This is a genomic window from Asaia lannensis NBRC 102526, assembly GCF_024054035.1.
In the GTDB taxonomy this organism is placed as follows: domain Bacteria; phylum Pseudomonadota; class Alphaproteobacteria; order Acetobacterales; family Acetobacteraceae; genus Asaia; species Asaia lannensis.
On record NZ_JAMXQU010000003.1, the window covers coordinates 211,380 to 225,867 of the forward strand.

Annotated in this window: 12 protein-coding genes and 1 tRNA gene; 6 read left to right on the forward strand and 7 right to left on the reverse strand. The window is 60.2% G+C overall.

Annotated elements, in window-relative coordinates; genetic code table 11:
* Positions 1-64: 64 nt before the first annotated feature.
* Positions 65-150 (reverse strand) — tRNA-Leu (locus NF685_RS05805).
* A gap of 57 nt (positions 151-207) precedes the next feature.
* Here NF685_RS05805 and lipB point away from each other — a divergent pair.
* Positions 208-921 carry a lipoyl(octanoyl) transferase LipB gene (gene lipB / locus NF685_RS05810; protein ID WP_252848940.1) on the forward strand — a complete coding sequence of 238 codons (714 nt, stop codon included), beginning with the start codon at positions 208-210 and terminating at the stop codon, positions 919-921.
* Here lipB and NF685_RS05815 read toward each other — a convergent pair.
* Together NF685_RS05815 and NF685_RS05820 are read right to left on the reverse strand one after the other, a co-directional pair.
* On the reverse strand, positions 876-1,496 hold the full coding sequence (locus NF685_RS05815) for a LolA family protein (protein ID WP_252848941.1): 621 nt from the start codon (positions 1,494-1,496) through the stop codon (positions 876-878). The genes lipB and NF685_RS05815 overlap by 46 nt on opposite strands.
* A complete protein-coding gene (locus NF685_RS05820; protein WP_252848942.1) occupies positions 1,493-1,780 on the reverse strand; it encodes a BolA family protein in 288 nt (95 codons plus the stop codon). The genes NF685_RS05815 and NF685_RS05820 overlap by 4 nt, the downstream gene beginning before the upstream one ends.
* A gap of 51 nt (positions 1,781-1,831) precedes the next feature.
* Between NF685_RS05820 and NF685_RS05825 the strand changes: the two genes are divergently transcribed.
* The 3 genes from NF685_RS05825 to NF685_RS05835 all read left to right on the forward strand — a co-directional run bounded on the left by NF685_RS05825 (position 1,832) and on the right by NF685_RS05835 (position 5,425).
* Positions 1,832-2,419 (forward strand): DnaJ domain-containing protein, encoded by a 588-nt coding sequence (locus NF685_RS05825; protein ID WP_222547183.1) that lies wholly within the window; start codon positions 1,832-1,834, stop codon positions 2,417-2,419.
* Positions 2,420-2,532: 113 nt separating this feature from the next.
* Complete coding sequence (locus NF685_RS05830) at positions 2,533-3,549, forward strand: AAA family ATPase (protein ID WP_252848943.1); 1,017 nt, start codon at positions 2,533-2,535, stop codon at positions 3,547-3,549.
* A gap of 13 nt (positions 3,550-3,562) precedes the next feature.
* Positions 3,563-5,425 carry a cobaltochelatase CobT-related protein gene (locus NF685_RS05835; RefSeq protein ID WP_252848944.1) on the forward strand — a complete coding sequence of 621 codons (1,863 nt, stop codon included), beginning with the start codon at positions 3,563-3,565 and terminating at the stop codon, positions 5,423-5,425.
* Between the two features lie 126 nt (positions 5,426-5,551).
* Here NF685_RS05835 and NF685_RS05840 read toward each other — a convergent pair whose 3' ends face one another.
* Positions 5,552-6,955, reverse strand: a complete 1,404-nt coding sequence (locus NF685_RS05840) for a pyridoxal phosphate-dependent decarboxylase family protein (RefSeq protein ID WP_252848945.1) — start codon at positions 6,953-6,955, stop codon at positions 5,552-5,554.
* A gap of 110 nt (positions 6,956-7,065) precedes the next feature.
* Here NF685_RS05840 and NF685_RS05845 point away from each other — a divergent pair, with 110 nt between their 5' ends.
* The gene (locus tag NF685_RS05845; protein WP_252848946.1) at positions 7,066-7,980 is read left to right on the forward strand and encodes a DUF2125 domain-containing protein; all 915 of its coding nucleotides are present in this window, start codon (positions 7,066-7,068) and stop codon (positions 7,978-7,980) included.
* Between the two features lie 118 nt (positions 7,981-8,098).
* Here the strand turns inward: NF685_RS05845 and NF685_RS05850 are convergent, their stop codons facing one another.
* Positions 8,099-8,731 (reverse strand): NAD(P)H-dependent oxidoreductase, encoded by a 633-nt coding sequence (locus NF685_RS05850; RefSeq protein ID WP_222547178.1) that lies wholly within the window; start codon positions 8,729-8,731, stop codon positions 8,099-8,101.
* A gap of 148 nt (positions 8,732-8,879) precedes the next feature.
* On the opposite strand from NF685_RS05850, the gene NF685_RS05855 reads away from it, so the two are divergent.
* Entirely contained in the window at positions 8,880-9,890 is a 1,011-nt protein-coding gene (locus NF685_RS05855) for an AraC family transcriptional regulator (RefSeq protein WP_252848947.1), read from the forward strand.
* Between the two features lie 52 nt (positions 9,891-9,942).
* Here NF685_RS05855 and NF685_RS05860 read toward each other — a convergent pair whose 3' ends face one another.
* Together NF685_RS05860 and mfd are read right to left on the reverse strand one after the other, a co-directional pair.
* Positions 9,943-10,740 (reverse strand): SDR family NAD(P)-dependent oxidoreductase, encoded by a 798-nt coding sequence (locus NF685_RS05860; RefSeq protein ID WP_252848948.1) that lies wholly within the window; start codon positions 10,738-10,740, stop codon positions 9,943-9,945.
* A gap of 213 nt (positions 10,741-10,953) precedes the next feature.
* Positions 10,954-14,409 (reverse strand): transcription-repair coupling factor, encoded by a 3,456-nt coding sequence (mfd, locus tag NF685_RS05865; RefSeq protein WP_252848949.1) that lies wholly within the window; start codon positions 14,407-14,409, stop codon positions 10,954-10,956.
* Positions 14,410-14,488 lie beyond the last annotated feature (79 nt).

The window sequence follows — 14,488 nt, forward strand, 5'->3', positions numbered from 1 at the left end:
TGATTTTGGATTTTTGGTTTTTCTGAGGACTGGCACCCCCGTGAGGGGGTGCTACCAGTTCCTATGGTGCGGTCGAGAAGACTCGAACTTCCACGGGGTTGCCCCCACAAGCACCTCAAGCTTGCGCGTCTACCATTCCGCCACGACCGCATCGTGACAAGCGGGCCGCTCTGGGCGATACCGCTCGTGTGAAGGGGGCTATAGCCGATGAGTGATGACCAGGCAATCGCCGAAAAGGCGTTTTTTGAGAAAATCTTATGGAAAAAGGAGAAAGATCCCGTTTCCTACGATACCGCGCTGGAGACGATGCAGCAGCGCGCCGCATCCATACATACGGGTGAAGCCGGAGAACTGCTCTGGTTTCTGGAGCATCCCAGACTTTACACGGCCGGAACCTCAGCCAAGGCAGAGGATCTGATCAATCCCGATGGACTTCCAACCTTCGAGGCAGGCCGCGGCGGTCAGTGGACCTATCACGGTCCAGGTCAGCGCATTGTCTATGTCATGCTCGATCTGCAGCGCGCCCATGGGCCGACCCCTGCCCGCGATCTGCGCAGCTTCGTGCAGAGCCTGGAAAAATGGATCATGGCCAGCCTGGCATCGCTTGGCATCGACAGCCGGACGGAATGCGGCCGAATCGGTGTATGGACAGATGATCCCATAACCGGTCTCGAAGCGAAGATCGCTGCTATCGGCATCAGGGTCAGCCGCTGGGTGTCCTGGCACGGCATATCGATCAATCTTGACCCCGCCCTGGACGATTTCTCCGGCATTATCCCCTGCGGAATCAGGGATTACGGCGTGACGAGTATCAGCCGGTTCGCACCGGGCCTCACCATGAGCGATCTCGATGAGGCCCTTCTACGGCACTGGCCTCAGTTCTTCGGGGCGATACCGTGCGCTGACACATCGGAGAACTGAATGATCACATGGTTTCCGCGCGCATCCACACCATCGAGGGATGAGAGCTGCAACCTGTCGTTCTGATCGAGAAATCGCAGGGTCAGAAGGCCCTGCGATGGATTATCGGCCTGAGCCAGAGAAATCTGGCTCGCACCAGGGGCGGTCCGTATATCCGTGACGCGTATGGCCCCGTCGAAACGAACCGGCGTATGAAGCAGCAATCCCAGCGGATTGCGCGACAGACTGACACGCGTCACAGCACCCGACTGCGAATCGTTCAGTACGAGATGCGTACCTTTTGCACGCAGGGTCATGGCGTGGGGCGCTATATAATCCAGAGCCAGAGCGCCCGGTTCGTAGGTGAAGTGACCGGCCCCGCCATTCTGCTGCGGTCCATTCTGAACGAACGTGCCGGAAAGCTGCCCAGGGGTGTTCAGATAAGCCTCGACACGATGGGCCTCGGCCTTCTGCTGCGCCGTAAGCCCATCCAGTCCGCTGACAGCACAGCCGCCCAGCATCGCTCCAAGAGAACAGACGGCCAGAGCGGCAAAACCGCGACGTCGCAACGCGAGGTTCTTACTTGCGGCACTCATCGTTCGGCGGGGGTTGCAAGCGTAAGCGACAAGGCATGAAGGCCCGTATCGAATTCGGGCTGTAACAGCGTGTTGATCATACGGTGACGGGCAATACGGTTCATGCCCTCAAAGCGATCGCTGATGATCGTCATGGTAAAGTGCGTCTCATCGCCTTCAACGCCATTGCGTCCGGCATGGTGTGCATGGCGTTTGCTGTCATCGCGTATCGTCAGTTCGACAGGTTGCAATGCCTCCTGCAGCTGTCGCGTCATACGTGCAGCGCGTTCCTTGAGCTCTGTCATCACCTCTCCCTCCTTGCATCGGCGTCCCATACAACGCACATAAACCCGATCATGCAGCGCAAATCCACCAGACACAGGGCTTTTGACCCCGACCCGGACGCGCCGGAGCGTTACTGCGACATGCCCGGATGTACGGAACATGCAGGATATCGTGCGCCCAAAGACCGTACGCAACTGCGTCAGTATTTCTGGTTCTGTCTCGAGCATGTGCGGCAGTACAATGCGCGCTGGGATTTCTATAAGGGTATGACGCCGGGCCAGATCGAGGCACAGCTGCGGGCCGATATCTCATGGCAGCGCCCTTCATGGAAACTGGGGACGAGAGGCAGCCAGAATTTCGACGAGGAAGAGGTTCTCGACCCGCTCGACATCCTGTCCTCAACCCGCGCGCGACGCGCCCAGGCAGCCAGACAGCGCCATCAGCATAACCGCGATGCGGCCCCTCCCCCCCTGCGCGATCACCTGCGCGCTTTGGCGCTGGACTGGCCGGTCACGATCGAGGCTCTCAAGACGCGATACAAGGAACTGGCGCGCAAGCACCATCCCGATGCGAATGCGGGCGACCCTGCAGCAGAAGACCGGTTCAAGACGGTGAGCGTGGCCTATAGTACGATTCGGGCGCACCTGATCAGTCTTTAGCTGCGCCTGATGCGGCTTTCCCTCTGGCCATGAGGGGAAACATGACCATATCCTTGCTGCCGAACCCCTGAAGACCAGACCGATCAAAGAAGAGTGAAAGACGGATTGAAACCATGAGCGATCTCGCCTCCATCGATGCGCCCGAAACGGTTGTCACTGCCGAACAGAACGCGGTGCCGACCCATGTGCTCGGCGCGCCCGATCGGATCGTCTCCGCACGTGATGTTTTCAAGATCGACTGCGATCTGGAAGTCCCTGCCTTCTCGATCCGCACGGAACATGTGCCCGATATCGATCCGAGCTATCAGTTCGACTGCGATACCACACGGGCCATTCTCGCAGGGTTTGCCTATAACCGCCGTGTGATGGTGCAGGGCTTCCACGGCACGGGCAAATCATCGCATATCGAGCAGATCGCCGCGCGCCTCAACTGGCCGACCGTGCGCATCAATCTCGACAGCCATATTTCGCGTATCGACCTCATCGGCAAGGATGCCATCGTGCTGCGCGACGGCAAGCAGATTACCGAATTCCGCGAAGGGCTCCTGCCGTGGTGTCTGCAGCATCCGGTCGCGCTGATCTTTGACGAATACGATGCCGGTCGTCCGGACGTGATGTTTGTCATCCAGCGCGTTCTGGAAGCAGAAGGGCACCTGACCCTGCTCGACCAGAACCGCGTCATACGCCCCAATGCCGGTTTCCGCCTGTTCGCTACGGCCAATACTGTCGGTCTGGGCGATACGACGGGGCTCTATCATGGCACGCAACAGATCAACCAGGGTCAGATGGACCGCTGGAATATCGTCGCCTCGCTCAATTACCTGCCCCTGGAGCAGGAGGTCGGGATCGTGCGCGCCAAGCTCGGTCTGGGCGACGAACCCGCCATCACGAAGCGGCTCGAGAGCATGGTCGCGCTGGCCAATCTGACGCGCGCCGGTTTCATGGCAGGCGATATCTCCACGGTCATGTCGCCGCGCGCCGTCATCACATGGGCCGAGAACGAACGCATTTTCGGCGATCTCGCATTCGCCTTCCGCCTCACATTCCTCAATAAATGCGATGAGGCCGAACGCGGTATCGTGGCGGAATATTATCAGCGCTGTTTCAATCAGTCGCCCCTGAACGCCTGACGGAGGCGAGCCTATGGCTTCATCCAGAGCCAAGACACCCGAACGCGGGACGACCGATCTCGCATTGCCCGGCAGCGAACGTACAGATGCGTTCCGCCGTGCCACGAGTGCCGCCCTGCGCGCCATGTCGGGAGAGACTGAAACCGAGATCAGTTTCGCGGCTTCTGCCTCGGCCAAACAGGGGAGCGGTATTCAGCTCCCTTACGTGTCGCGCGCGCTCACCCCGCAGGAAATGGTGCGTGTGCGCGGTGCTGCCGACGCAGCAGCCCTTCGGCTGAAGCATCACGATGCGACGCTTTCACCTCTCCCCTCCACAGCCGATACGGCAGAGACGCGACCGCTCTACGACACGCTCGAACAGGTTCGCTGCGAGGTGTACGGTGCCCGTCATATGGCGGGCGTGAAAGCCAATCTTACGCAGAAACTCGCGCTCGACTGCAATGAGGCGGGGTATTCCCGCATGCGCGCACGAGACGACATGCCAGCCAATGTCGCGCTACCGCTCCTGGTGCGCGAGGCGCTTTCGGGCGATCCTGCGCCGTCCTCGGCCGGATCTGCGCTCAAGGCATGGCGTGAAAGCCTCTCCCCTGAAGCCAAGCGCGCGCTAGCCTCCCTTGCCTCGACCCAGATGGACCAGCAGCGTTTCGCACAGGCCTGCTCCGGTCTGTTCAAGGCGTTCGACCTCACAGAAGAGCCCGAGCAGGACGACCAGAGCCAGGCCGACGATCCCGATGAGGACGATGACAGCCAGACCGAATCGGATCAGGCGGACGATGAACCCTCGCCCCAGGATCAGGACGACAACGAAACCCATGGTTTCCAGCCTGAGCCGACTGAACAACCCGACAGCCGGGACGCGAGCGATTCCGACCTTCAGGATGAGGGTGCCGAACAGCCGGCAGGCACGCTGGAAGACGATAACGGGAAGGATGCCGAGGGGAATGCCTCGCCTCCAGCCTACAAGATTTTCACGACAGCATTCGATGAAGAGGCTGATGCAGCCGAACTCTGCGATCCGGACGAGCTTGCCCGGCTACGCCAGCAGCTCGACCAGCAGCTGAGCAGTCTTCAGGGCGTCGTTTCCCGCCTCGCTCATCGCCTGCAGCGCAAGCTGATGGCACAGCAGCAGCGCTCCTGGGCCTTCGATCAGGAGGAGGGTATTCTGGACGCTGCAAGGCTGGCGCGTGTCGTCGCCAACCCTACGCTATCCCTGTCCTATAAAACGGAACGTCAGGCCGAATTCCGCGATACGGTCGTGACCCTGCTGATCGATAATTCGGGCTCCATGCGCGGACGCCCCATTTCCGTAGCCGCCATGTGCGGCGACATTCTCGCGCGCACGCTCGAACGATGCGGCGTCAAGACCGAGGTTCTCGGCTTTACGACGCGCGCCTGGAAAGGCGGACAGAGCCGTGAGCGCTGGGTTGCGGCTGGACGCCCACCCGATCCGGGTCGTCTGAACGATCTGCGCCACATCATCTACAAGGATGCCGATACCCCCTTGCGTCGAGCACGCAACAATCTCGGCCTGATGCTGCGAGAAGGCCTGCTAAAGGAAAACATCGACGGCGAGGCCCTGCTCTGGGCCTGGAAACGCCTGCGTCGTCGCCCCGAGCATCGACGTATCCTGATGGTCATTTCAGATGGTGCGCCGGTCGATGACAGCACGTTTTCGACCAATCCGAGTTCGTATCTGGAAGATCACCTGCGCTCGGTCATTGCCCGTATCGAGGCGTCGCCGGAGACGGAGCTTCTGGCCATCGGCATCGGTCATGACGTGACGCGCTACTATCGCAATTCCGTCACCCTCACCAATGCCGAAGAGCTGGGCGGTACCATGATCAAGCAGCTCACGGATCTCTTCGTCGCACAGTGAGAATGCCTCCCGCAGACGACGCCCGTCTGCGGGAGGAACGCACTTTACCTATGTCTCTAGCTGTCTTTAGCCCGGTCATTGCGTGCACCGGACAATCACCGGGACCGTCACGACACGTCGTGACGGTCAGATTCCCGCCAGTTCCACGAGCTTTCCCAGCATGGCATCGACGGTCGCACGTGTCGTGCGATGATTGACGATAGCGGCCCGTATGACCAGTTGCCCCTCGATACGCGTAGTCGAAGGCGCGGCGACGCCGCTTTCATGCAGATCCTTCACCAGCGTGTCGATCGCCTCATCGTCGAACCCGGCAAGCGTGAAGCAGACTATGTTCAGGGCGACAGGCGCCATCAGAAGAAAACGCTCATCCTCCTCAACACGTCCGGCAAGATAGCCCGCGACGTCGCAACATGCGCTGACCATTTCACCCAGACGATCGGCACCGTAATGCGCAATTGTCATCCAGACCTTGAGCGCACGAAAACCGCGCGAGAGATCGGGGCCGAAATCGCATGGCCAGGGGGCATTGCCTGCCAGCCCTCGATCGGCACGGGTCAGATAGCTGAGGGACTGGGCAAAAGCCTGAGCATGCAACGCGGGGTCGCGCACAAGCACACAGCCCGCGTCATAGGGAACCTGCCCCCATTTATGGAAATCGAGCGCAAGACTATCGGCCTGCTCCATTCCGTCCAGCATGATGGCATGTTCTGGTGAAAGGCGGGCAAACGCGCCAAAGGCCCCATCGACATGAAACCAGCACGATTCGGCCCGTGCGACCGCTGCCAGTTCGTCCAGAGGGTCGACCGCGCCGCAATCGACACTCCCTGCCGTTCCCACAATTATGAAAGGCTGAAATCCCTGCGCGCGGTCGGCGGCAATCTGCGCGCGCAGGGCCGATACATCCATGCGATACAGATCATCGACCGGAACGAGACGCAGGGCGTCGCTGCCGAAACCTGCAAGGTCGAAGGCGCGGCTGACACAGCCATGAGCGGTCCGGGCAGCATACCCGACCAGACGGCTTGCCCCGACCCCTTTCACCCGCAAGTCAGGATCGGCGGCACGACTGGCCGTGATGATGCCGATAAAATTGGCGAGCGACGAGCCTGTCACAAGACAGCCGGATGCCGTGTCAGGCATACCCACCATGGAAGCGGCCCAGCGTATGACCTGACGCTCCACCTCGATGGCCGCATGATCGCGCCCACCGCAATTGTCGTTGAGGCTTGCTGCCAGCATCTCGGCCAGAATACCGATCGGCGTGCCCGCTCCCTGCACCCACCCCATGAAGCCCGGATGGGTGTTTCCGTTGGAATAGGGGCGTATCTCGGTCAGGAACCGGTCGTAGAGCGCCTGTGCGTCCTGACCTTCACGAGGCAGCGTCGCGCGAAAACCTTCACGCAGTGCAGAGGGCATGGGCTGCCAGACTGGCCCCTCACCCATATGCTCGGCGCGATCGAATACATCGTCGAGCATGCGATGTGCCAATGTGCGCAATGCCGTCCAGTCCTGCGGGTCCAGTCCGCTCATCGGGAATTCTCTTTCCAGCCTGAGATACGCCTCGCCGAGGCAATATAGTCTTCTAGCGAGGCAAGCCTTCGCGCCCAACTCCTGCCGCAAAATTCCGGTTGTCTCGCCCGATGAACAACCCCATCCTTACACCCATGAAACATGCAGCCGCTGCCTCGCTTGTCGCTTTGCTTGCCCTCGGTCCGCTCTCGGGCCATGCATGGGCCGACGCCATTCCCGCCTCCTGTATGAGCACATCGTCCTCATCCCGGACGATGGGGGCAGCAAGTCTGGCCATGACCGGATATAATGCCACGCTGTCAGGCAACAGCGCGCATCTTACCGTGCAGCAACTGACTGCGCGTGACCGGAACGAGCATTTTACGCTGCCTAATCTGCGCGATGCGAATGCCCTCATTTCGTTCGGGCTGCTGAAACTCGTGCACAACGGCTCACCCGCAGGATGCAAGGGTGTCGACGGGCGCCCGGCTCTCGCGACATTACGTCAGGCCCTGCACAAGGGTGCCGTTGCGGAACTGTCCTGGAACAAGGTCTCGCTCTCCGAAGGCAGTACGACCTATACCGCCGACCGGCTGAATGCGACCCTGCGTGCAGGTCAGACACCGGGCAGCGTCGAGATTATTTATGCGGCTTCCGGTCTGGGCGCTCCCGGCGGATCTGCCCTGCCGCACACGCTTCATACGACCGTTACGATACCCGAAGATATGCTGGACAGCAGCCATACCCCGAACGGACGCATTACAATCACTGCTCTCAATGCCCTGTGGGCCAAGGGGCAGTTGGACGGTAACGGCTGGGTCACGCCGGGACGCTCCGCAGGCACGAGCGAGGGGGAACTCCATCTCGCCATAACCGATCTGAGCGATCTGCTTGCCACGATACGCCCCGTCCTGCCGACAGGCGTCAGTACGGCCCTGTCGGTTGCCCAGTTCATGGGCCATCGCGACGGCAACCGGGTGACCTGGGATCTGACCTTGTCCAACGGTACGTTGAAGGTCAATTCGATCCCCATTCCCGTCAACTGAACACGATGATCCTGTGCCGCAGACATAAGTTTACGGCACAGTGCGTCACCCGGACGCTGCGGTTCTTGAAAACGCTGCAGGCCCCCTGAATACCGTCTCGCTCAATCCACGGACGCGATCAGTCTATGAAACGGACGATCTGATCGAGCGGGCGTCGCACCTTCGCCAGCCCTGCATTCCAGTCATGCACATCGTGGCGATAGCCGAGCGCAAGCATGACCACGCTGCGCAAACCCTGCTGTCTCAATCCGAGAAGCTCATCGAGCGCATCGTTGTCGAATCCCTCCATGGGAGTCGAATCGACGCGTTCTTCTGCGGCTGCAATCAGGGCTGTGCCCAGAGCGATATAGACCTGCTTTGCAGCCTGTACGAAATGAGCCTCATCGTCCGTTATCGAAAACTGACGGTGGAGATGTGCCCTGTAGGCTTCGAGCCCTGCATTCGGTCCGCCACGCCGGTCATTGGTCAGATCGAACATGAAATCGATACGCTCGGTCGTGAACCGGTCCCATGCCGCAAACACGATCAGATGACTGCATTCCTCAACCTGACGCTGATCCATCGCAACGGGACGTATCTTCGCCTTCAGGGCAGCGCTGGAAACGACCAGCAGTTCGAAAGGCTGCAAACCACTCGATGTCGCTGTCAGCCGTACAGCTTCCAAAATCCGGTCGAGCACTTCACGCGGTACAGATGCGCCATTCATGCTTTTCGCAGCATGGCGCCAGCTCAGAGTGTCGATAAGTGTCATGCGGTTTCTCCCTGCTTTCCCGACTCTCCCTTTTTTGCTCTGGCGTTTCCATACCCATCGCACCATATTCCCGGCTCAAAACGCCTATAAGGTACTGCGACATAGACTCGTCGCTCTGTGTACCAGCGTCGCCGGACGGGAAAACACCATGGATCCGCTGAGCAGAGCTCTCGCACAAATGCGTACCGAGGGCCGTATATGGGGGTTCCTCTCGCTCAATGGCCCTTATGGCATTGGCTTTCCACCCGAATATGGCGTTTTCCTCTCTGTCGTTGAGGGCGAGACGTGGCTGGGTCTCGATGATGAGCCCCCACGCAGGCTCATGCAGAGCGATCTGGTGTTTCTGCCGCGTCCCTCGCGGTTTTCCCTGCACAGCACCCCTCTCGGTTCTGCGGTAACCATGCTGGACGCTGAAGGCGCTGCACGCTGGGCCGCAGAAAAAAGGATCGTTGTCGATGGGGGAACCGGCCCGGCAGCGCGGATCGTCACAGGCTGTTTTTCGGTAACCTCTCCCGAAGCCGCGCTGCTGGTACGCGAATTACCGCGCCTGCTGCATATGGGCGCTGATGAGAACAGGGAAATCACGGCCGCTCTGGCGATGCTTCGCCATGAAATCGGCGCCTCCCCCTTGTATCGCTCACGCGATTACTCGAGGTCTGCAGGCGGCAATGACCTGCCGGAACAGACGGCACGCCCCGGCGCATCGGCGATGATCGACAGGTTGTGCGAAATCCTGTTGCTGCTAACGATCAGGCATATGATCGGCAGCCCCGGTCAGATCGACATTGGCACCATGCACGATCGACTTGAATCGGGTTGGCTCAGAGGACTTGGCGACCCGAAAATCGGCTCAGCATTGCAACGCATGCACGCAAAGCTTGCCGCGCCGTGGACTGTCGAGGAAATTGCCCGTCAATGCGGCATGTCACGTTCCGCTTTCGCGACCCGCTTCAAAAGCGTTGTCGGGATCACGCCGATGGATCATCTCACAGAATGGCGGATGGCACGCGCGGCTGCGCTCCTGCAGGGCGAGAGCGCCCTCAAGATCGATAGTCTCGCGCATGCGGTTGGCTACAGTTCGGAGCGCGCATTCAGAAAAAATTTCCTGCGTTGTCATGGTCTGACCCCGCAGGAATATCGCAGACAGCAGCGCGGCTGATTGCGTTCACTATTGTGTGCCAGCCTTCTTACTTGCCACGCGATTTCAGATGTCAGCCCGGATGACGCAGCAGGCCACCCTCGACACGCAAGGCCGCTCCCGATGTCGCCGAAGCCAGCGGCGAGCACACATAGGCCACCATATTGGCGACTTCCTGAGGCTCGGCCAGACGATTGATCAATGAGGTAGGCCGATTTTCCTTGAGGAAGCCTGCTTCGACCTCCTCCGGTGAGCGTCCCGATTTCTTCGCAGCTTTCTCGATCATGCTCATCACGCCTTCCGTCCGCGTTGGGCCGGGCAATACGCTGTTGATCGTTACACCGCTCCCGGCGACGCTTTCCGCCAGACCACGCGCTATGGCGATCTGGGCCGCCTTGCTGAATCCGTAATGGATCATCTCAGCAGGAATATTCAGCCCGGATTCGCTGGAGATGAACACAATACGCCCGTCCTTGCGCTCGACCATTTTCGGCAGATAGGCCCGTGAAAGACGAACGCCGCTCATCACATTGATATCGAAAAAGCGCTGCCATTCGGCATCACTGATCTCGCCGAACGGCACTTCCTCGAAAATGCCGAGATTATTGACCAGCACATCCAGATCAGGATGTGCCTCGACCAGGCTGGCGATGACTTCCGGGTGTGAAACATCGCCGGCAAAGCCGCTCAGAGTCGCATCCGGCACGTCCTGCCTGATTGCCTCGATGGCATCGTGCGTCCGTGCTTCGCCGCGTCCGTTCACGATGACATGGGCCCCTGCCTCGGCCAGACGCTTGGCGATCGCCAGCCCGATACCACCGGTCGAACCCGTCACCAGTGCCGTTTTTCCCGAGAGATCGATTGCAAGCATGAGATATCTCCATTCATTCGATTACGGTCGAACAAACGATACAACATAAAGTTGCCTGCCCTCTTCACAGGCGGCTCTTGTATGGGGCTTCGACACAGTTCCCACAAAAGGGCCGCCGCCCTCTGGAAAGCCATCCGAGAAAATAACGGAGCCATTCCTGTAGCCGAGGGCAGAAGCGTGACACGCTTGCCCTCGGTATGGGACGCGAGACGCCTAGCTATCGGCCTTTTCGGCCAGCTTCTTCAGCGCCCCCATGACCTTGCGCGCCATGGTGATTCTCTGGGCATTGGTCATCTCGCGCACCACGGCAAGTTTCTGATCGGGACGCAGTTTCACACCCTGATCCTTATGGCGCTCCACCCATTTCAGCAGACCCATCGGGTTACGGAACTTGCGGCTGCGGAACTGGATGACCATGCCTTTCGGTCCGGCTTCCAGCCTGTCGACACCTGCCGCAGTACACAGACGCTTGATAACCACCACATCGAGCAGGTTCTCGACTTCCTGAGGCAACGAGCCGAAGCGATCGACCAGCTCGGCACGCATGGCTTCAAGCTCGGCCTCGCCCTCAAGCCCTGCAATGCGCCGGTACAGACCCAGACGCACAGGCAGATCGCGCACATAGGTTTCCGGAATGAGCACCGGCAAGCCCAGAATAATGTTAGGCGTCCAGTCCTTGTCCTCTGCGCGCTTCTGGTCTTTCTGCAGACGCATGGTGGTCACGGCATCTTCGAGCATCTGCTGATAGAGCTCGATACCGACTTCCTTGATATGGCCAGATTGCTCATCACCCAGAAGATTGCCTGCACCACGCAGATCGAGATCGTGCGAGGCCAGCGTGAAGCCAGCGCCCAGCGTATCGAGCGTCTGCATGATTTCCAGACGCTTTTCCGATGCCGGGGACAGCCTGTGGCTCTGCGGCCAGGTCAGATAGGCATAGCCGCGCTGTTTGCCGCGACCGACGCGCCCACGCAGCTGGTAGAGCTGGCCCAGACCGAACATGTCGGCACGATGAATGATAAGCGTATTCACCGCAGGCATATCGAGCCCGCTTTCCACGATATTGGTGGACAGCAGAATATCGTAACGGCCGTCGGAAAACTCCGTCATGACGCGTTCGAGTTCCGCCGGCGTCAGGCGGCCATGGGCCTGAACGGTCTTGGCATCGGGCACGATTTCCCGCAGGCGATCGGCCATGCGGTCCATATCCTCGATACGGGGGACAACGCAGAATATCTGGCCGCCACGAAAACGCTCGCGCTGAATGGCCTCGCGTATCATGACGCTGTCGAAGGGCGTGATGAATGTCCGCACCGCCAGCCTGTCCGTCGGCGGCGTAGCGATCAGGCTCATTTCACGCACGCCGGTCAGGGAAAGCTGCAATGTGCGCGGCAGAGGCGTGGCTGAAAGCGTGAGCACATGCACGTCTTCCCGCATGGTCTTGAGACGCTCTTTATGCGCCACGCCGAAATGCTGCTCCTCATCGATGATCAACAGGCCAAGATTGGCAAAATTCACCGATTTGGCGATCAGGGCATGAGTGCCGACCACAATATCGATCTGTCCTTCCTCCAGAGCACGCCGTGTCTCCGCGGCCTCTTTGGCGGTAACAAGGCGCGAAAGCTGTGCGATGCGCACAGGAAAGCCCTCGAAACGGGTGGAGAAGCTACGGAAATGCTGACGCGCCAGAAGCGTGGTAGGCACAACGACAGCCACCTGCACGCCTGACAGCGCCGCCACAAATGCTGCACGCAATGCCACTTCGGTCTTGCCGAAACCCACGTCGCCACAGACGAGACGATCCATGGGGCGGCCAGACGTTAGGTCCTCCAGCACATCGGCAATGGCGCGGGACTGGTCTTCTGTCTCGACAAAGGGAAAACGGGCGCAGAACTCATCCCACATGCCTTCGGCGGGAATAAGAGAAGGTGCTTCCTTCATGGCGCGACCGGCGGCGGTGCGTATCAGCTCGCCGGCCATGTCGCGTATGCGCTCCTTCATCTTGGCCTTGCGGGCCTGCCAGGCCTGACCGCCCAGCTTATCCAGCGCCACACCGCCCTGCTCCGAGCCGAAGCGGCTCAGCAGCTCGATGTTCTCGACAGGCAGAAAAAGCTTCTGCGCGCCGTCATAGAGCAGGCGCAGACAGTCATGAGGGGCAACGCCATCGCTGACAGTTTCCAGCCCTTCATAGCGCCCGATACCGTAATCGGCATGGACCACCAGATCGCCTTCGGCAATTTCGGAGGCCTCGGTGATAAACTGCTCGGCACGACGCTTGCGACGCGGCGGCCGTGCGATGCGCTCGCCGAGCAGATCCTGCTCCGAAACGAACGCCATGCGATCGGCCACGAAGCCACGCTCGAGCCCCAGCACGACGAGGCCGATCGTTCCCGGCGCAATACCGGCAGCCGATGCCCAGCTATCATGGGATTCAGTGGTGAATTTATGCTCTTTGAGCAGAGACGCGATCCGCTCACGCGAGCCTTTGGTCCAGGCGGTGACGTAACAGCGCCGACCGGCCTTCTCCCATGCTTCAAGCTGGGTGCGCAGGGCGTCGAAAGCGCCTTCGCGGGTGCCATCCTTGCCGCGGACAAAGATCGGTCCCGGCCGACCGCCGGCGTCCATTCCCTGTACCGTATCGGGTTTGGCAAAGGGGTTCAGCGCAATGCTCGGGACCCGGGCCAGCATGGCATCCCAGCCGGTCCGGTTGAGATAGAGCAGATGCGAAGGCAGGGCGCGATAAATGGCCTCGCCTTCACGCGCAGGGGCCTTTCTCGCTTCGAAATGATCGGCAATCATTTCCAGACGCGCCGACAGAATATCGGGTACCTGATGATCCATGCTGATCGATGCATCGGGCAGATAATCGACCAGCGTGTCCATATGCTCGTGGAAAAGCGGGATATAATGCTCGAGCCCGGGGAAACGCCGGCCCTCCGAAACATTCTCGTAAAGCACGTCGGAAGCCGATGACGGACCGAACAGATCGCGCCAGGCTGAGCGGAAACGGCTTATGGCATCGGGGCTCAGGGCATATTCGGAGACGGGGCGCAGATTGAACGCATCGAGCGAGTCGGTCGAACGCTGGTTTGCGACATCGAAGCGCCGGATGTTGTCCACTTCGTCGCCGAACAGATCGAGACGTATCGGCTCGCTTTCCCCTGCCGGGAAAAGATCGAAAATACCGCCACGCGTCGCGAATTCGCCGGCCTCCATGACCGTATCGGTACGGGTGTAACCGCTCGCAACCAGCAGATCGATCAGCATGGCCTGATCGAGAGCCTCGCCCTTGCGCACCGAAATAGCCTGGTTGCGAAACGCGTCGCGCGGAGGCACGCGCTGAACCAGAGCATGGACGGTCGTCAGAACGATACGACGCGTCTTGCCTGCCGGTTCGAGCAGACGGGTCAGCGTCGCGGCGCGCTCTGCGGTGATTGCGGGATTGGGGGAAACACGGTCATAGGGAAGGCAGTCCCAGGCGGGAAAGCGCATGACCGTTACATCGGGCTCGACATAGGCCAGCATGTCGGCCAGTGCTGCCACGGCAGCGTCGTCACGTGCGACATGGATCAGCGGGCCGTCATGTTCGCCCAGACGACGACGCAGAAGGAACGCAGTATAGGCTTCCGGCACGCCCCAGAGGGTCGGTCGGTCGGGAGTATCGGTCATACAGAAATCCAAAGCACGCGCGCCACTATGCAGGCTTGCTGCCAGGCGATGGTTTCGTTTTGTTCCATGACGGTTCTAT

What these genes read in the sequence shown, in the direction of transcription:
- lipB (WP_252848940.1), top strand. Translation starts at nt 208, where the DNA reads ATGAGTGATGACCAGGCAATCGCCGAAAAGGCGTTTTTTGAGAAAATC.
- NF685_RS05815 (WP_252848941.1), bottom strand. Translation starts at nt 1,496, where the DNA reads ATGAGTGCCGCAAGTAAGAACCTCGCGTTGCGACGTCGCGGTTTTGCC.
- NF685_RS05820 (WP_252848942.1), bottom strand. Translation starts at nt 1,780, where the DNA reads ATGACAGAGCTCAAGGAACGCGCTGCACGTATGACGCGACAGCTGCAG.
- NF685_RS05825 (WP_222547183.1), top strand. Translation starts at nt 1,832, where the DNA reads ATGCAGCGCAAATCCACCAGACACAGGGCTTTTGACCCCGACCCGGAC.
- NF685_RS05830 (WP_252848943.1), top strand. Translation starts at nt 2,533, where the DNA reads ATGAGCGATCTCGCCTCCATCGATGCGCCCGAAACGGTTGTCACTGCC.
- NF685_RS05835 (WP_252848944.1), top strand. Translation starts at nt 3,563, where the DNA reads ATGGCTTCATCCAGAGCCAAGACACCCGAACGCGGGACGACCGATCTC.
- NF685_RS05840 (WP_252848945.1), bottom strand. Translation starts at nt 6,955, where the DNA reads ATGAGCGGACTGGACCCGCAGGACTGGACGGCATTGCGCACATTGGCA.
- NF685_RS05845 (WP_252848946.1), top strand. Translation starts at nt 7,066, where the DNA reads ATGAACAACCCCATCCTTACACCCATGAAACATGCAGCCGCTGCCTCG.
- NF685_RS05850 (WP_222547178.1), bottom strand. Translation starts at nt 8,731, where the DNA reads ATGACACTTATCGACACTCTGAGCTGGCGCCATGCTGCGAAAAGCATG.
- NF685_RS05855 (WP_252848947.1), top strand. Translation starts at nt 8,880, where the DNA reads ATGGATCCGCTGAGCAGAGCTCTCGCACAAATGCGTACCGAGGGCCGT.
- NF685_RS05860 (WP_252848948.1), bottom strand. Translation starts at nt 10,740, where the DNA reads ATGCTTGCAATCGATCTCTCGGGAAAAACGGCACTGGTGACGGGTTCG.
- mfd (WP_252848949.1), bottom strand. Translation starts at nt 14,409, where the DNA reads ATGACCGATACTCCCGACCGACCGACCCTCTGGGGCGTGCCGGAAGCC.